The organism is Megalodesulfovibrio paquesii (genome assembly GCF_054653055.1).
Genome location: NZ_BAAIGQ010000005.1, coordinates 916,006 through 932,520, shown reverse-complemented (window position 1 = coordinate 932,520; position 16,515 = coordinate 916,006). Strand labels below are relative to the sequence as shown.

Genomic DNA, 16,515 nt, shown 5'->3' with positions numbered 1-16,515 from the left:
ATCGCCAAGGAGAGGGCCATGACCCGTCTGGAAACCACCGAACGCATGTGGGCCGTTGGCATCGATCCGACTGTCTGCGCCACTATCGAAGCCGTCGCCGGAGAGCAATACTCCCTGCGGCAGTTTTCCCATGAGGAAATCCCCACCCCGGCGGTCTACTCGCAGGACAATCCCTGCCTGATCTGGATCGCCTGGGAGACCTGGCAACGCATGACCCACCAGGAGCATCAGTTTTTCAAGCGGCTGGAAAGCTCGCCCAAGGTTCTGTTATTCCAGGATGACGTTTCGCTCTCCCGCGTGGAGGAGCTTCTGGCCCGCAGCAGCTTTTCCACCATGCGCCTGCCGCTCAAGGCCGAGCAGATCCGCGAATCCCTGGACCGCGCCGAGGAGATTGCCCATCTGTATTCCGACATCTACAAGATGACGCAGGAAATCTACCTGGAGCGCGAACTGCTGGCCCGCAAGAACGAGCAGCTTTCCTTCATCAACCAGTTCATTTCCCGCGCGTCCCAGAGTCTGGAACCGGTGGCCGTGCTTGAGGGGGCCCGGCAGGATCTGAAGCGCCTGCTGCCGGCAGACCTGCTCCAGGGCGTGTTCTGGACCATGGAGCGGACTGCCAGCCCGGGGGACGCCAATCCGGGAACCCCGGCCGGCCTGAATGCCGTCTGTTTTTTGACAACCGACCGTGCTTCGGAATCCCAACACGCTTGGCTGCAACTGCTGCTGGAAAGCGCCACCCGTACCACCGGGCTGCCCGTGCGCAGCTATCGCATCGTGCCCCTGGCCAGCTGCGATTACGAACGCGCCATCCCCCCGCCCGCGCCTTCCACCGGGCAGGTGGTGATGCTGCCGGCCTCTGCAGCGGGCACGCAGTTCGGCTGTCTGGCCCTGCACTCTGCCAGCGCGCTGAATCTGGGGCGCGATCAGGTGGAACTGCTGCACACCGCCGCCAGTCACCTGTCCCTGGCCCTGCGCAACGCCCTGCTCTTTGACCAGGCCCGCAACGAAGCCGAATACGACGGGCTGACCATGATCCACAACCGCAAGCACTTTGACCTGCGCCTGCGCGAGGAACTGACCCGCCACGAACGCTACGGGCATGCCCTTTCGCTCCTCATGCTGGATGTGGATCATTTCAAGAAGATCAATGATTCCTTCGGGCACCAGGCCGGCGACCTCGTGCTGGCCGAGTTGGGCTCCCTGCTCAAGGAAGTGGTTCGTTCCACGGACTATCCGGCCCGGTTTGGCGGGGAGGAATTCGCCATCCTCCTGCCCCAGACCGATGGCGCCCAGGCCTGGGTGCTGGCGGAACGGCTGCGCAAGCGGATCATGGCCATGACCTTCAACCATCAGGGCCAGAAGTTCCGCATTACCGCCAGCATGGGCATCGGGACTTACGCTGCCGGCCAGGCCGAGGGCAACGCGCACCCCGAGGAGCTGCTGCGCGAGGCCGATCAGGCCCTGTACGACGCCAAACGCAACGGCCGCAACCAGGTCCGCTGGAGTCCTTCGGCCATCGACGGCCACGCCCAGGCCATGATCCAGTAACACCCGACAGCGCCGCACCACATCACAACAAGCCGGCCCGGCGTCTCCTCACTGGATACGCCGGGCCGGCAATTTTTTCCGCCCGGGCCAGCATCTGGCACCGGGCGGGTGGACTGGTACGGCAAGTTATGCCGGATCCGGATCACCCTCCAGACGATTGCCCAGCTCATCGGGGCCCAGGGTGCAGCACATGGGCTTGCCGCAGTGCGGGCAGAAGGCGCATTCGTCGATGGGCGCGGCCTTGTTGCAGGCGGCGCAGACGTGAGGCGCGGGCTCCAGCTCCACGAGAAGCTCCCCTTCCTTGACCGGAATCATCTTCTTGTCATCGGAATACTGGGCGGACTTGAGCACGCGCTTGACCCGGCCATCCACCGGGGAGAGCACGGCCTTTTCCTGCTTCATGATGGAGATGTTGAAAAGCTCCTCGCCCTTCTGGACCATATCGCCAGGGGAGACGTACATGACCCAGAGGTCGCCGTTGGACGGCGCACCCACATGGTACTCATTGCGCGGATCGGCCATGGGCACGCGGGTGGCGCCGCCCTTGGTGGGCTCCACCACCTGCACCTCGTGGGACAGCACTTCGGAATCCAGCACATAGCGCACCACGCTCTTGCCCTCGGGGCCGGGGCGCGCAATGCTCATCAGGTGCATGTTGTGGGGCATGCCGTTGGAATCGCGGAAGTGCATGTCTTCCCCGGGCTCCAGACCTTCGAACCACACATGCAGGGGCAGCAGGTTCGGGTCGCCGTACTGGGACTGGAACTCGATGGTCTTGAGGGCGTCGCCGGGGTGGTTCAGGTACATGACCACCTCTTCTTCCGTGGGTGTGCGGCGGAGCAGCTCGGCCAGTTTGGCTTCCTCGGCAGACATGTTCACGTCGCACAGGCAGTCCAGGGGCGAGGCCTCGGTGCGGGTCTCCAGGGCCCTTTTGTAGTCCGGCCCAAAGGCGGATTCATAGACCCAGTCCGGCGGGAAGCCCAGGGGCAGTTTGCCATACTGCCCAAGGAGCAGGTTGCGGAAGGCATCGTTGGAATCCTGATACAGCATGCAGGCCGTGCGGCGGAACTCGGGGTTGCTGGTCAGCTGCGGATCCTTGACCACGGTGTCCAGCACTTCCAGCAGGTACTGCACCTCGCTCTCCCCACCGCGCTTGAAGGCCTGGGTCACGGCCTGGAAGGCGGTATTCCAGGTAATCTGCGAGCCGGGCGTCACGTCGTGGTAGCGCACGATGCGCCGCGTGCCGGCCAGGAACTTGAGCATGTACGGCACCAGCTTGATGTAGCCCTGCTTCATGGCCCCTTCCTGGGAGGAAGAGATGGCCCCGCCGGGCATGCCGTGCTCCACCACATCGTGATCCACGCCCTGGAAGTACGGCGCGGTGTAGCGATCATAGTAGGGCATGATCTGCTTGAGGACGAAGTTGGTGGTGCGGATCATTTCCTTGTTCAGTTTGATCGGCAGGCCCAGTTCTTCCTCGATGTAGGCCGCGGTGGACTGCACATCGCCCTGGCCGTACCAGCGCACGGAGGAGCCGATGGCCGTGTCCACGATGTGCGCCCCGGCCTGGGCAGCGGCGCCCATGGCCGGCACAAAGAGCCCGTCGGTAAAGTGCCGGTGGGAGTGCAGCACCAGATGCGGCCAGGTCTTGCGCAGGGCGGTGATCAGCTCGGTCATGAACCGGGGCGGGCAGACGCCGGCCATGTCCTTCAGCCCCAGGATGATGCGCTTGGAGATGGCCTCCTTGCCTGTGCCGGCCACGGCGGCGCACACGCGCAGGATCTCTTCCGTCACGGCCAGGTAGTGCGGCACGTCAAAACCCGGCGCCCAGGAGAGAGAGAGGGCAGGCTCGAAGACCACTTCCTTGTTGTTCAGCGCCACCTCGGCAAACGGCCGCATGTTTTCGATGTGGTTCAGGAAATCAAAACAGCGGATGACGTCGTAATGCTCGCAGATCATCTCCCCGGTGCGGCGCATCAGGTTCCTGGGCTGGGGCTTGTAGCCCAGGACGTTGGTGGACCGGATGAGGATCATCTTGTTGGTTTTGGGGGCAAACCCGTTCCAGGCTGCAGCCTCGGTGAACGGGTAGGTCATGTTCGCCAGCATGGCCACGTGGAAGTGCGCGCCACCGCCGTTTTCCAGGGCAAAGAAACCGCAGTTGTCCAGGTAGGGGCCCATGAGGGCGTCCTCAGCCAGGCGGAAGCGGTTGCCGGAGTTGGACTGGGTGATGTCGCGGGCGGTGGTGTCGGCAAAGTGGATGTAGCCCGAGTCGCGCACCATATCCACCAGGGCCTGACCATCGCGGCGGGGATAGGCCGGCTTGTAGGCCTTCTGATCGATGCTCGGCAGCACCGGCTCAAAGGCGCTCATGCGCGGGGTTTCCCGGGTACGGTACTTGCCCAGCTGCACGTGGGTGTTCCAGCCCTTGGCCGAGATTTCCGCGGCCAGACGGGACAGGCGGGTGGATTCGGACTCCAGGTCCGTGTACTCCATCAGCTCGGGGTGGCGGGCGATGAAGTTCGTGTCCAGATCCGCGGTGCGGAAGTCGTGATTCTTGAGGATCTGCCGGTAGAAGGGAATGGTGGTCTTGATGCCGCCCACCACGTACTCGCCAAGGGCGCGATCCATGATGGCGATGACCTTTTCCCAGCTCTTGCCGTAGGCGATGAGCAGGCTGCCGGCGGAGTCGTACTGCGCGGGAAACTCATAGCCCGCGGCGATGCAGGAATCCAGCCGGATGCCGGGGCCGCCGGTGGAGATGTACCGGCTGATGGTCCCGCTGCTGGGGTTGAAGCCGTTTTTGGGATCTTCGCAGTTGATGCGCACCTGCATGGCGTGCTGCAGGGGGATGGTGTTTTCCGGGGTAAAGCGCAGCCGGGCGCCAAAGGCAATGGCCAGCTGCTCTTCCACCAGATCCACGCCATAGCGGCATTCGGTGATGCCGTGTTCGACCTGCAGACGGGTGTTGACTTCGATGAGATAGGCCTGGCCATCCTGGCCAACGAGGAACTCGACCGTGGCCAGGGAGTAATAGTCCACGGCGCGCACGAGGCGGCGGGCGTATTCCTTGAGGGACCAGCGCAATTCCGGCGTCATGCCGGACCAGGGAGAAGGCGTGATTTCAATGAGTTTTTGATGATTGCGCTGCACGGAGCAGTCACGTTCGTCAAAGGCAAAGACATTTCCATATTTGTCCGCAACCACCTGAATTTCAATGTGGCGGACGTTATCCATATATTTTTCCACAAAGAGCCGCGGGTTGCCAAAGGAGGCTTTGGCCATGGCCGAGGCTTTCTCAAAGGCGTTCTCCAGTTCCTCCATATTGGTGACCTTGGAGATGCCGCGCCCGCCGCCGCCGCCCTCGGCCTTGAGCATGACCGGGAAGCCGATCTCAAGGGCGATGCGCCGCGCTTCGGGAATGTCCACCGCCCCTTCGGAGCCGGGGACCACAGGGATATTGAGGGATTTGGCAATGCGGCGCGCCTCGACCTTGTTGCCCAGGCGGCGCATGGAATCGGCGCAGGAGCCGATGAAGGTGATGCCGGCTTCCTCGCATTTGGCCGGGAAGCTGTCATCCTCGGAGGCAAAGCCCCAGCCGGGGTGGATACCGATAATGCCGCGGGCCTTGGCCTTGCGGATAATCAGATCGATATCCAGATACGCCCGCGGATCCTCGCCCAGGAGGACCAGCTCGCGCGCGCCGGCGGTCACCGGGGCGGTTTTGTCGATGTCCGTAGCGGTGAGCACCGGGATGGCATTGAACCGTTCCTTGATGGAACGCAGGATGCGCCGGGCGGGAATGCCGCGGTTGGCCACGAGGATTGGCTTGCCGCGGACCTCTTCCAGGACGTCCTCGAAGCTTTTGCTCGCGCAGTGGGCCGAGCGAAGCGTGAGACCGTCGTTCTGCTGTTCGTTGTCAATCATGATGAGCGATCCAACCGGAATGTAGAAGTGGAAAGAGGGCGAACGGCAGCAGCGCTGAATGATTCAAGACGACCGTCCACAAGCCCCTGGAGGCTGCCGTCAACCCCCAAGCCTACAACAATTGCAACCAACTTGTCAAAAACGCGCCCGTCCACAGTCTGGGCATCCACCAGGGACACCGCCTCCCCCCGCCAGGCCAGCCGGCGTTCCGCCATCTGACACAGTTCGATCGGCTCCAGTAGTTTCAGGGTGTTGCATATCTCGAGATAGTGCGGCAAACAGGTAGTCCAGAAGGAAATCGGGCCGGATTTCCATCCAAGCGACACAGCCTCCACAGCGTGGCCTTCGCGAAGATCCTTCGGCGATGGCGCCCAGGCCAGATTTATCCCCAGGCCCACAACCATGGATCCGCCTCGCTCCTCAACCAACAATCCGGCCACCTTCCGGCCATTCAACAGAATATCGTTCGGCCATTTGATTTTTACATCGACGTTCATTCTGCCCAGCGTTTCCGCAATGGCCAGCCCGGCTCCCAGGAAGGCCAGCTGGCCGGCCAGCACGCCTTCGGCCGGCCAGCGGATCACGGCATGCAGATTTTCCGGGGGCGAACTCCAGGGCCTGCGCACCTGCCCCCGGCCGGCCCACTGTGTGACGGCCAGCACGGTGGCGAACTCCGGGCACTGCTCCCAGTGTGGAAACAGTCTCCAGGCCACATCAAATGCCGAGGAACACGGGCCGACCAGCAGCACCGGGGGCAGGCATTTGTCCCCTGGCGCAACCAGTTCAGGAGATTGAGGATCCCAGGGGCTCGGCGCCTGGGCCCAGGGGCCCAAGGCCTCCAGCTCCCCGGCCCAGCGGCTCCAGCCAACAGACTGTGTTTCTTGACTTTTACCCCTGGCCAATGCCGGAGAAAGGGGCTCGGCCAGTTCCGGCGCTCCGGCCATCCAGCACCACAGGCTGGGTCTTGCGCCTCTGTGCGAGCCGTGGCAAAGCTGCATCTGGACTCTCCATCCTTTTTCCGCAGTTGACAATACCGTGCAAATCTATCTGGTGGGCGGGGCCCTGCGTGACATGCTCCTGGGATTGCCGGAGCGCGACCGCGATTTCGTCTGGTTCGGTGAGCCGGCCGATCTCCTGGCCTTGTTGCCTGAGGCACGGCCCGTGGGCAAGACGTTTCCAATTTACCTACACCATGGACGGGAATATGCGCCGGGGCGCGGACCGGATATTGATGCCGATCTGGCCGACCGCGATCTGACCATCAACGCCATCGCCCTGGCCGTGCACGGCCAGACGGCCGGCCAGTTGCGCATGCATCCCCTGGCCCTGCACGACCTGCGCCACCGCTGGTTGCGCCCGGCCAGCCCCTCGGCCTTTCGCGATGACCCCCTGCGTGTGTTCCGTGCGGCCCGTTTTGCCGTGCAGCTGCCGGACTTCCGCATCCACGCCGCCACGGTGGCAGCCATGCGCGAGGTTGCCGCCCTGGGGCTGCTGGACACACTGGATGCCGAGCGCGTGGGCGTGGAAGTGCAAAAGGCCCTGGCCGCCCCGCCGCCGGCCACCCCGGGCCGCTTTCTGGAAGTGCTGGACCTGGGCGGCTGCCTTGCTCCCTGGTTCTCCCCCCTGGACCGCGCCGCCACCATCCCCGCCGGCCCGGCGGCCTATCACGGTGCCAACAGCGTGCTCCAGCATACCATCAACGTCATGAACGCCGTGCACCGCGCCGGCGGGGATGGCATGGCCGTGTGGCTGGCCATGTGTCATGACCTGGGCAAATGCGTCTCCCCGGAACTGCGTCTGCCGCGGCACCATGGACACGAGCTGCATGGCCTGCCCCTGGCTCGGGCCCTGGCGGAACGGCTGCGGCTTTCCAACCGGCACATCAAGGCCGCCGAGGTCGCCTCCCTGCATCACATGAAGCTTGGCGGCTACGCCCAGCTGCGGCCGGGCACGCGAGTGGACCTGCTGGCCGCCCTGCAGCCCACCCGGCTGCTGGAGCCCATGCTGCTGCTGGCGCAGGCCGACCGCTCCCAGGTGGGCCTGGGTGAGAGCTATGCCGAGGCCATGGACCACATCCGCGAGGATATGCGCCGCATGCAGGCCGTGCGGCTGCCGGACAACCTGCGCAACAAGGGCCCGGAATCCGGCCGGCTGCTGCGGGAGATGCGTTGCCAGGCACTCTGCAAACGCGACAGATGCGCCCGTGCCGACTGCGAGGATTGATGCAGGAATAACCGAAAAAGGCGGTTCACATTCACTGCAAAAACCTCTACCATACCGATTTCGAGATACCCCGTGCCGGGTGCTGCTTTTGGAAAGCCCGCGCCCTGCCCTGTCAGAACCCTGCCAGAACCGTAGTTGTGGAGGAGCCCCATGCGGCTGCTGACCCGGTCCGATTTCGATGGCCTCATCTGCGCCGTGCTGCTCAAGGAAGCCGGCGTCATGGACAGCTGGAAGTTCGTGCATCCCAAGGATGTTCAGGACGGCAAGGTGGACATCACCAAGGACGACATCCTGGCCAACGTCCCCTACCATCCCGATGCCGGCATGTGGTTCGATCATCACACCAGCGAGCATGAACGGCTGGAAAGCGGCACCAGCTTTGTCGGCCGCTCCGAGCCCCTGCCCAGCTGCGCGCGGGTCATCTGGGAATACTATGGCGGCCACAAGACCTTCTCCCCGGCCCTGGACGAGATGCTCGTGCAGGTGGACCGCGTGGACTCCGGCCAGCTGACCAGGGAAGACATCCTGCACCCCACCGGCTGGGTGCTCCTGGGCTTTCTCATGGATCCGCGCACCGGGCTTGGCCGCTACCGCGACTATCACATTTCCAACTACGCGCTCATGGAAAAGCTCATCGAGATGTGCCGGACCATGCCCGTGGAAGCCATCCTCCAGGACCCGGACGTCAGGGAGCGCGTGGACCGCTACCTTGAACAGTCGGAAAAATTCAAGCAGATGCTCCTGGACCATGCCGTGCAGGAAGGCAACGTCCTGGTGCTGGACCTGCGCAATCAGGAAGAGATTTACGTGGGCAACCGGTTCATGCTGTACAGCCTCTTCCCCACGGCCAATGTCTCCATCCAGATCATCTGGGGCCTCAAGCAGCAGAACACCGTCTTCACCGTGGGCTATTCCATCCTCAATCGTACCTGCGACAAGGACGTGGGCAGCCTGATGCTGAAGTACGGCGGCGGCGGCCACAAGGCCGTGGGCACCTGCCAGGTTCCCAACGATCAGGCCGACGCCGTGCGCGCCCATCTGGTGGCCGCCCTGCAGGATATCTGCCCAACCTCTTAAAGGAACACAAGAACATCGCATGCGCCTGTACAACACCCTCACCCGCAGCAAGGAGTCCTTCGTCCCCGCCGAACCCGGCAAGGTCCGGCTCTATGTCTGCGGCATCACGGCTTATGACCTTTGCCACGTGGGCCACGCCCGCTCGGCCGTGGTCTTCGACGTCCTGGTGCGCTACCTGGCGGCCCAGGGGCTGGACGTGGTCTTTGCCCGCAATTTCACCGACGTGGACGACAAGATCATCAACCGCGCCAACGAACTCGGCGAAGACCCCAAAGCCCTGGCCGAACGCTACATCCAGGCCTTCTACGAGGATATGGACGCCCTGAACGTCCGCCGGGCCACCCTGGAGCCCAAGGCCACGGAACACATCGGCGAGATGATCCAGCTTTGTGAGGATCTGATTGCCAAGGGCGCGGCCTATGCCACCCCCTCGGGCGACGTGTACTTCCGCGTCCGCGCCTATCAGGCTTATGGCGAGCTCTCCGGCCGCAACATCGAAGAGCTGGAGGCCGGCGCGCGTGTGGCTCCGGGTGAGGAAAAGGAAGACCCCCTGGACTTTGCCCTCTGGAAGGCCGCCAAGCCCGGCGAACCCTCCTGGGAAAGCCCCTGGGGCCCTGGCCGGCCCGGCTGGCACACCGAGTGCTCGGCCATGAGCGAGAAGTACTTCACCCTGCCCCTGGACATCCACGGCGGCGGGCAGGATCTGATCTTCCCGCATCACGAAAACGAAATGGCCCAGACCGGCGCCTCCCATGGCGCGGCCCTGGCCCGCTTCTGGATGCACAACGGCTTCGTGCAGATCGACTCGGAAAAGATGTCCAAATCCCTGGGCAACTTCAAGACAATCCGGGACATCATTGCCCAGTATCTGCCCGAGACGCTGCGCTTTTTCCTGATCACCAAACAGTACCGCAGCCCCATCGACTTCACCACCCAGGCCATGGAGGAGGCGGAAAAGAACCTCGTCCGCATCTACACGGCAAGGCAGGCCATGGAAGAGGCCCTGGGCAACCAGAAGTGGAACAAGACGCCCCTGCCCGACGACGTGCTGCGCGAATTTGCGGATATCAAGGCCCTCTTTGACGAATCCATGGCCGACGACCTGAACACCGCTGCGGCCCTGGGGCACGTCTTTGGCCTTGTCCGCCTGGCCAATCGCGTCCTGGAGGACAAGGCCCTGCGCAAGAGCGAACAGGGCAAGGCCTTTTTTGAGGAGGCCCTGGACGCCCTGGCCGCCTGGGGTGACATCCTGGGCGTGTTCCTGCAGCCCTCTGCCGGGTTTCTGAACGCCATGCGCGACGTGCGGGTTCGCCGTGCGGGCATCGATCCGGCCAGGGTGGACGCCCTGCTGGTCAAACGGCAGGAAGCCAAAAAAGCCAAGGACTTTGCCGCAGCCGACGCCGTGCGCGAAGAGCTGACCACCATGGGCGTGGACGTGCGGGATACCCCGCAGGGCCCGGCCTGGGACGTGCGCTGAGGAAGCCCTCCCGTCAGGCTGCAGGCTCCTGAATAGAGGCTGTCATGAAGGTTGTATCCATCCTGTCGCAGCTGTTGCGCACACTGCTTCTGGCCAGCCTGCTGGCCGTGCTCGTGAGCGCCCAGGTCCTTTGTCCGGCCTGGGCGCCGCCGGCCCGGGCCTTTCTGGGCCTGGGCGAATTCGGCATCAAGGATGAAAAAGAGCTGGGGGACAAGTTCAACGTCCTGGTGCGCTCGCGCATGCCGTTGATCGAGGACCCTGAGGTCACGGATTATGTCAAGGACATGATCGACCGCCTCAAGGCCGCCATGCCCCCGCAGCCCTTCGTCATCACCCCCGGCGTCATCAACAGCAACGCCCTGAACGCCTTTGCCGCTCCGGCTGGCTACATCTTTGTGTATTCCGGCCTGCTCCTGAACATGGAGAATGAGTCCGAGGTGGCCGGCGTTCTGGGCCACGAACTGGCCCATGTTTCCCAGCGGCACATCGCCAAACGCATCGAGGCCGCCGGCGCCACCTCCCTGCTGGCCCTGCTGGGCATGCTGGCCGGGGCGTTCCTGGGCGGCAAGGAGGGCTACGGCATGCTGGTCGGTACCAGCGCCCTGCAGCAGACCGCCATGCTCGCCTACAGCCGCGACAACGAGCAGGAAGCGGACGAAGTGGGGCTCAACTACCTGATCAATGCCGGCTACGCGCCCGAAGGTCTGCACAAGGCGTTCGAAACCTTGCAGAAAAATCAGTGGCTGGGCAGCACAGGTGGCACCATCCCGACCTACCTCTCCTCCCACCCCGGGCTTTCTGACCGCATCGGCTACGTGTCCCAGAACATCCAGCGCCTGCCCAAGGCCGTGCGCGACCGCAAGGACGACAACACCCGCTTCCGCCGCATCCAGACCCTGGTGCGGGCGCGGTACACGGATCCCAAGGTGGCCATGACCTACTTCCAGAAGCCGGACTCCAAGTCCCCCTGTCTGGACACCCTGGGCCGGGCCATTGTCCTCACCCGGACCAACCGCTTCAACGACGCTGACGCCACCTTTCAGGAGGCCCTGCGCTGTGGCGGTGAAGATCCGTTGATGCTGCGGGAGTACGGCCGCCTCAAGTTCCATCAGGGCGACTTCCAGGCCAGTACCTCTCTGATGCAGCGGGCCCTGGCCAAGAACCGGGACGACCTCATGGCCCACTTCTACCTGGGCCGCATCATGGGCGATACCGGCCGCATCGACCAGGCCATGGACTCCTTTCAACGCATCCTCCGCCAGCTCCCCGAGGACCCAGAGGTCCACGAAGCCTACGGACGCGCCCTGGGCCAGTCCGGCCGGTACTTCGAGGCCCATATGCACCTGACCTGGGCCTTTTTCTACCAACATGACGAGCGCAAGACCGACTTCTACGCCAAAAAGGCCGAGGAACTGGCCAAAACTCCGGCACAGAAGCAGGAATTCGAGAAATTCAAGCAAAAACAAAAGGAACGCAGGGAACTGCTCAGGCCTTCGCTGTTCTGAGCCTGGATGCACCCCGCGGTGCTGCCGCCGTGTTTTTCCCCGACACCGCCCTCCCCGCACCGGGCAGGGTGAAGGAGTCCGCTTGATGACCCTGTGTTGGCACCTCCCCGACGCTGCCGGGCGTACCCCCTGCCATCTGCGGCTGGTCTGTGGTGACATCACCACCGCGCCCGTGGACGCTGTGGTCAACGCGGCCAATGCCGGCCTGCGCGGCGGAGGCGGGGTGGACGGTGCCATCCACCGGGCCGCCGGGCACGAGGCCCTGCAGCAGGCCTGCCGGGAAATCATCCGGACCCGCGGGGAGCTGCAGGCTGGCGAGGCCGTCATCACTCCCGGGTTCCAGCTCAGGGCCAAATGGATCATCCACACCGTGGGGCCCATCTGGCGCGGCGGCAACCAGGGCGAGGCCCGGGCCCTGCGTTCATGTTACCTGGAAAGTCTCCGTCTGGCCCGGGAACATGGCGCGAGGACCGTGGCCTTTCCGGCCGTGAGCTGCGGCGTGTATGGCTATCCCCTCAGCAAGGCTGCCACCGTGGCGCTCTCGGCCCTGGCCGAAGGGCTTGCCAAGGCTGCGCCGGGTATTGTGGACGAGGCGGCCATGTGGCTGTATTCGGAATCCGCCTTCAGGACCTGGGCCAAGGCGGCCAACACCCTTTTTGGAGCGCCCTTGTCATGACAGAATCCACCTTCCCCTTCCTTCGCGGCACCACCGTCATCGCAGTCAAGGATTCCACCGGCGTGGCCATGGCTGGCGACGGGCAAGTGACCCTGGGCCAGAGCATCGCCATCAAACACACCGCGCGCAAGGTCCGCCGAATGTACAAGGATCGCGTCCTGGCCGGCTTTGCCGGCGCCACGGCGGATGCCTTCACCCTCTTTGAACGCTTTGAGGCCAAGCTGGAGGAGTACTCCGGGCAGCTCGTCCGGGCCAGTGTGGAACTGGCCAAGGACTGGCGCAAGGACAAATTCCTGCGCCGCCTGGAAGCCATGCTCCTGGTGGCGGACGCCTCCTCCATCCTCATGCTCTCCGGCACGGGCGACGTCATTGAGCCCGACGACGGCATTGCCGCCATCGGCTCCGGCGCGCCATACGCCCTGGCTGCGGCGCGGGCCCTCAATCGTCACGCCCACCTGCCCTGCGACAAGGTCGCCCTGGAGTCCATGCGCATTGCCTCGGAGCTTTGCGTTTTTACCAATGACTCCATTGTGCTGGAAACCCTGTCCGTCACGCCGCCATCCAAATGACGCCCGCCACACCCCCTCTCTCCGGCAGCGCCATGGTTCTGCATCCCGGCTGCAAGATCAATCTCTTCCTGGAGATCCGCTGCCGCCGCGAAGACGGGTATCACGAGCTGTCCACGGTTTTCTGGCCCCTGGCCGCCCCCACGGACACGCTGCGGGTGGAGCCGGCCGAGGCCGGCGCGGGGTTGCGGTTCAGCTGCTCGGATCCGGCTCTCGCCGGCCCGGAGAATCTGGTGGCCCGGGCCTACGCCGCCTTCACCCTGGCAGCGGAGCTGCAGCTGGATCTGGCTGTGCACCTGGACAAGCGCGTGCCCATGGGCGCGGGCCTTGGCGGCGGCAGTGCCGACGCCGCGGCCATGCTCCGGGCCATGAACGCCCTGGCCGGGGACAAGGCCCTCCCCGCCGCCACACTGGCCCGCATCGCCACAACACTTGGCGCGGATGTGCCGTTCTTTCTGCAGGATGGCCCCTGTCTGGCCCTGGGCATCGGCGAGCGGCTGTCTCCGGTGCAGCTGACGTTGGCCGGCTTCAGCCTGGTGCTCTGCTGCCCGGAAATCGCCATTTCCACCCCCAAGGCCTATGCCGCCTGGGACGCCAGGCACTGGAAATCACCAGCCGGATGCAATAATGCCTTGACAGGCAGGCTCCCGGTGGGTAAAGACGTCATTTTCACCGACGCTGTGGTGCTCTTTAATAGTTTTGAAGATGTGGTGCTCCCTCTGGAGCCGCGGTTGACGACCCTGAAGGAACTGGCCTACAAGGCTGGCGCTGCAGGGGCCATGCTCACCGGCAGCGGCTCCGGCGTGTTCGCCCTGTTCCGGGACGCTGCCCATGCTGCGACGTTTGCCCGGCAGGCGGAAGCGGTGGCCTGGATTGGTCCGGGCAGGGTGTTTACAAGCCACATGTGATGCAGGGGTGTCGCCAAGCTGGCAAGGCAACGGGTTTTGGTCCCGTCATTCGAGGGTTCGAATCCTTCCGCCCCTGCCAATTTTTTGTCCGGGAACAGCATGCTCCAGACGTGCGAAGAGCTGCTGTCCCCGGCTCGTTGCGCCTTACGGGCGGGAGTGTCCCCCCGCGGGTGCTTCCATTAGGCCGCGCAGTCACTGCGCACAGCGGCCGTCGGTCCAGCCGGGCCGGCGCTAGCGTGAACGTCATGAGTCGAGATCTGCAGATAGTCACCGGCACCGCCAACCCCGAACTGGCGTATGCAATTTGCGATCACCTTGGCTGCCGGCTGACCCCGGCCGTGACCGAGACCTTCAGCGACGGCGAAATCCGCGTGGAGATCAAGGACAACGTGCGCGGGAATGACGTCTTTGTCGTCCAGCCCACATGTGCCCCGGTCAATTTCCATCTGATGCAGCTGTGCCTGATCCTGGACGCGCTCAAACGCGCCAGTGCCGGCCGCGTCACCGCCGTGGTTCCCTACTACGGCTACGCCCGGCAGGATCGCAAGGTCGTTCCCCGCGCGCCCATCAGCGCCAAGCTGGTGGCCGACTTCCTGACCGCGGCCGGGATGCATCGGCTGATCACCATCGACCTGCACGCCGGGCAGATCCAGGGCTTCTTTGACCTGCCTGTGGACAACCTCTATGCCCTGCCGGTCTTTCTTGAATACATGCGCGGCCTTGAGGGCGACATCGTCTGTGTCTCCCCCGACGCTGGCGGCACCGAGCGCGCCCGCGCGTACGCCAAGCGCCTGGGCGCCGGTCTGGCCATCATCGACAAGCGCCGCGATGAGCCCAACAAGGCCAAGGCCATGCACGTCATTGGCGACGTGAAAGGCAAACGTGCCGTGGTTCTGGATGACATGATCGACACCGCCGGCACCATTGTGGCCGCGGCCGACGTGCTCCTGGCTGCCGGTGCCGAGGAGGTCATCGCCTGCGCCACCCACCCCGTGCTCTCCGGCCCGGCCATCGAGCGGCTCCAGCAATCCAAGTTTTCCAAGATCCTGGTGACCAACACCATCCCTCTTGGCGAAAAGAAAGAAGCCTGCCCCAAAATTGAGGTGATGTCCGTAGCCGGTCTCCTGGCCAAGGCCATCCATAATATTCATACCGAATCCTCGGTGAGCGTCCTGTTCGTCTGAACGCGCCGCCGCTGCATGTGTTAAGGAGCACATTGACCATGGCTGAGCAAATCTCTCTCGCCGCCACCCGGCGCGACTCCAGCGGCAAGGGCCCCAACCGTCGTCTGCGCGTGGCTGGCCAGATTCCCGCCGTGTACTACACCGCGTCTGGCGACAACCTCGCCCTGACCATCGACGCCCTGGCCTTTGAAAAGGCCTACCGCCAGATCGGCACCAGCAAGCTCTTTTCCCTGGTGGTTGACGGCGAAGAAGGCCGCCCCACCCTGGTCTGGAAAGTCCAGAAGCACCCCTTCAAGCGCCAGGTCGTCCATCTGGACCTCTACGGTGTGGACTACGCCAAGAAGGTGACCCTGAACGTGCCCGTGCGTCAGGTGGGCGAGGCTCCCGGCCTCAAGCTCGGCGGCATGATGGAAACCTTCCACGACACCATCACCGTGACCTGCCTGCCCGGCGACATCCCGGCCGTGGTGGATCTGGATGTGAGCAAAATGCAGGTGGGCGATGCCTTCACCGTCAAGGATGTGGTGCTGCCCGAAAACGTGATGGCCGTATACAAGCAGAATTACGCGCTCCTGAGCGTGGTGGCCACCCGCAAGGCGGCTCCCGGCCCCGGCGGCAAAGACTAGCCTCGCCTTGTTTCCAGTATGCGGACCCCGGCCTGAGGCGACCGTCTCGGGCCGGGGTTTCTCACTGTTTTGGGCCCGCGGCATTTCCTGCTGCGCGCGGCGGAGTCAGTATTCATGGCAGATGTGTTTGCCGGCCTCGTGGCCGGTCTGGGCAATCCGGGCCGGCAATACGAAGGGACACGGCACAATTTCGGCTTCCTCGTGTTGGACGAGGTCTTGCGCCGGCTGGAGGCTGACCGCGACTGGCAGGTGCGCCTGCTGCAGGACAAGGCCGGCAAACACCAGCTGTGGCAGCTTAGCGGGGCAGACCAGCGCTGGCTTGCGGTCAAGCCTCTGGCTTACATGAATCTTTCTGGCGAGGCTGTGGGCCAGATCGCGCGGTATTACCGGATTGCCCCCGAGGATGTCCTGGTGCTGCATGATGAGCTTGACCTTCCCCTTGGCCGGATGAAGCTCAAGCTTGGCGGAGGCCCTGCCGGGCACAACGGCATCCGCTCCATTATCAGCCACTTGGGCAGCCAGGAATTCCACCGGCTGCGGCTGGGCGTGGGAAGGCCGGCCCCCGGGGAAATGCGCGAGTATGTATTGACTGGCTTCGCCCCGCAGGAACGCCCCATTCTGGAGGCGCTCATTGCAGAGGCCGCCGCGGGGGTCTGCCAGTTTCTTCTGGGCGACCGTCGCGCAGCCCAGGAACAGCTGAACAAGTATCGTCCTGCAACAGACTGATTTACAAGATTTTTATTAGTCGTTGCAACCGTTGCCCCCTTGGCAGCCAGCTCGTGTGACGAGACGAGCATGGAC

13 protein-coding genes and 1 tRNA gene are annotated in these 16,515 nt (G+C 64.1%); 12 read left to right on the top strand and 2 right to left on the bottom strand.

The window, feature by feature from the left end; all coding sequences use genetic code 11:
• The first annotated feature begins 18 nt into the window (after positions 1-18).
• Positions 19-1,548: a GGDEF domain-containing protein gene (locus tag ACYQ00_RS10800; RefSeq protein WP_460032125.1), complete on the top strand. Its 1,530-nt coding sequence runs from the start codon at positions 19-21 to the stop codon at positions 1,546-1,548.
• A 126-nt stretch (positions 1,549-1,674) separates the two neighbouring features.
• Here the strand turns inward: ACYQ00_RS10800 and ACYQ00_RS10795 are convergent, their stop codons facing one another.
• Complete coding sequence (locus ACYQ00_RS10795) at positions 1,675-5,472, bottom strand: pyruvate carboxylase (protein ID WP_460032124.1); 3,798 nt, start codon at positions 5,470-5,472, stop codon at positions 1,675-1,677.
• Positions 5,469-6,134 (bottom strand): biotin--[acetyl-CoA-carboxylase] ligase, encoded by a 666-nt coding sequence (locus ACYQ00_RS10790; protein WP_460032123.1) that lies wholly within the window; start codon positions 6,132-6,134, stop codon positions 5,469-5,471. Before ACYQ00_RS10790 ends, ACYQ00_RS10795 begins: the two co-directional genes overlap by 4 nt.
• A gap of 373 nt (positions 6,135-6,507) precedes the next feature.
• Here ACYQ00_RS10790 and ACYQ00_RS10785 point away from each other — a divergent pair, with 373 nt between their 5' ends.
• The 11 genes from ACYQ00_RS10785 to pth all read left to right on the top strand — a co-directional run bounded on the left by ACYQ00_RS10785 (position 6,508) and on the right by pth (position 16,440).
• Positions 6,508-7,695, top strand: coding sequence for an HD domain-containing protein (locus ACYQ00_RS10785; RefSeq protein ID WP_460032122.1), 1,188 nt, complete (start codon positions 6,508-6,510; stop codon positions 7,693-7,695).
• Between the two features lie 150 nt (positions 7,696-7,845).
• Positions 7,846-8,772, top strand: coding sequence for an exopolyphosphatase (locus tag ACYQ00_RS10780; protein ID WP_460032121.1), 927 nt, complete (start codon positions 7,846-7,848; stop codon positions 8,770-8,772).
• 19 nt (positions 8,773-8,791) lie between these two features.
• Positions 8,792-10,249 carry a cysteine--tRNA ligase gene (gene cysS / locus ACYQ00_RS10775; RefSeq protein WP_460032120.1) on the top strand — a complete coding sequence of 486 codons (1,458 nt, stop codon included), beginning with the start codon at positions 8,792-8,794 and terminating at the stop codon, positions 10,247-10,249.
• 44 nt (positions 10,250-10,293) lie between these two features.
• The gene (locus ACYQ00_RS10770) at positions 10,294-11,754 is read left to right on the top strand and encodes a beta-barrel assembly-enhancing protease (protein WP_460032119.1); all 1,461 of its coding nucleotides are present in this window, start codon (positions 10,294-10,296) and stop codon (positions 11,752-11,754) included.
• Between the two features lie 85 nt (positions 11,755-11,839).
• Positions 11,840-12,430 carry an O-acetyl-ADP-ribose deacetylase gene (locus ACYQ00_RS10765; RefSeq protein WP_460032118.1) on the top strand — a complete coding sequence of 197 codons (591 nt, stop codon included), beginning with the start codon at positions 11,840-11,842 and terminating at the stop codon, positions 12,428-12,430.
• Entirely contained in the window at positions 12,427-12,999 is a 573-nt protein-coding gene (gene hslV / locus ACYQ00_RS10760) for an ATP-dependent protease subunit HslV (RefSeq protein ID WP_460032117.1), read from the top strand. Before ACYQ00_RS10765 ends, hslV begins: the two co-directional genes overlap by 4 nt.
• On the top strand, positions 12,996-13,904 hold the full coding sequence (gene ispE / locus ACYQ00_RS10755) for a 4-(cytidine 5'-diphospho)-2-C-methyl-D-erythritol kinase (RefSeq protein ID WP_460032116.1): 909 nt from the start codon (positions 12,996-12,998) through the stop codon (positions 13,902-13,904). Before hslV ends, ispE begins: the two co-directional genes overlap by 4 nt.
• A gap of 3 nt (positions 13,905-13,907) precedes the next feature.
• Positions 13,908-13,983: transfer RNA gene (locus ACYQ00_RS10750), tRNA-Gln, on the top strand.
• A gap of 166 nt (positions 13,984-14,149) precedes the next feature.
• Entirely contained in the window at positions 14,150-15,088 is a 939-nt protein-coding gene (locus tag ACYQ00_RS10745; protein ID WP_460032115.1) for a ribose-phosphate diphosphokinase, read from the top strand.
• Positions 15,089-15,126: 38 nt separating this feature from the next.
• Entirely contained in the window at positions 15,127-15,714 is a 588-nt protein-coding gene (locus ACYQ00_RS10740) for a 50S ribosomal protein L25 (protein WP_460032114.1), read from the top strand.
• Between the two features lie 114 nt (positions 15,715-15,828).
• Complete coding sequence (gene pth / locus ACYQ00_RS10735) at positions 15,829-16,440, top strand: aminoacyl-tRNA hydrolase (RefSeq protein WP_460032113.1); 612 nt, start codon at positions 15,829-15,831, stop codon at positions 16,438-16,440.
• Positions 16,441-16,515: the final 75 nt, after the last annotated feature.

Coding starts and splice junctions, on each gene's coding strand:
- ispE (WP_460032116.1), top strand. CDS start 12,996: ATGACGCCCGCCACACCCCCTCTCTCCGGCAGCGCCATGGTTCTGCAT.
- ACYQ00_RS10740 (WP_460032114.1), top strand. CDS start 15,127: ATGGCTGAGCAAATCTCTCTCGCCGCCACCCGGCGCGACTCCAGCGGC.
- pth (WP_460032113.1), top strand. CDS start 15,829: ATGGCAGATGTGTTTGCCGGCCTCGTGGCCGGTCTGGGCAATCCGGGC.
- ACYQ00_RS10765 (WP_460032118.1), top strand. CDS start 11,840: ATGACCCTGTGTTGGCACCTCCCCGACGCTGCCGGGCGTACCCCCTGC.
- ACYQ00_RS10800 (WP_460032125.1), top strand. CDS start 19: ATGACCCGTCTGGAAACCACCGAACGCATGTGGGCCGTTGGCATCGAT.
- hslV (WP_460032117.1), top strand. CDS start 12,427: ATGACAGAATCCACCTTCCCCTTCCTTCGCGGCACCACCGTCATCGCA.
- ACYQ00_RS10780 (WP_460032121.1), top strand. CDS start 7,846: ATGCGGCTGCTGACCCGGTCCGATTTCGATGGCCTCATCTGCGCCGTG.
- ACYQ00_RS10795 (WP_460032124.1), bottom strand. CDS start 5,472: ATGATTGACAACGAACAGCAGAACGACGGTCTCACGCTTCGCTCGGCC.
- cysS (WP_460032120.1), top strand. CDS start 8,792: ATGCGCCTGTACAACACCCTCACCCGCAGCAAGGAGTCCTTCGTCCCC.
- ACYQ00_RS10745 (WP_460032115.1), top strand. CDS start 14,150: ATGAGTCGAGATCTGCAGATAGTCACCGGCACCGCCAACCCCGAACTG.
- ACYQ00_RS10770 (WP_460032119.1), top strand. CDS start 10,294: ATGAAGGTTGTATCCATCCTGTCGCAGCTGTTGCGCACACTGCTTCTG.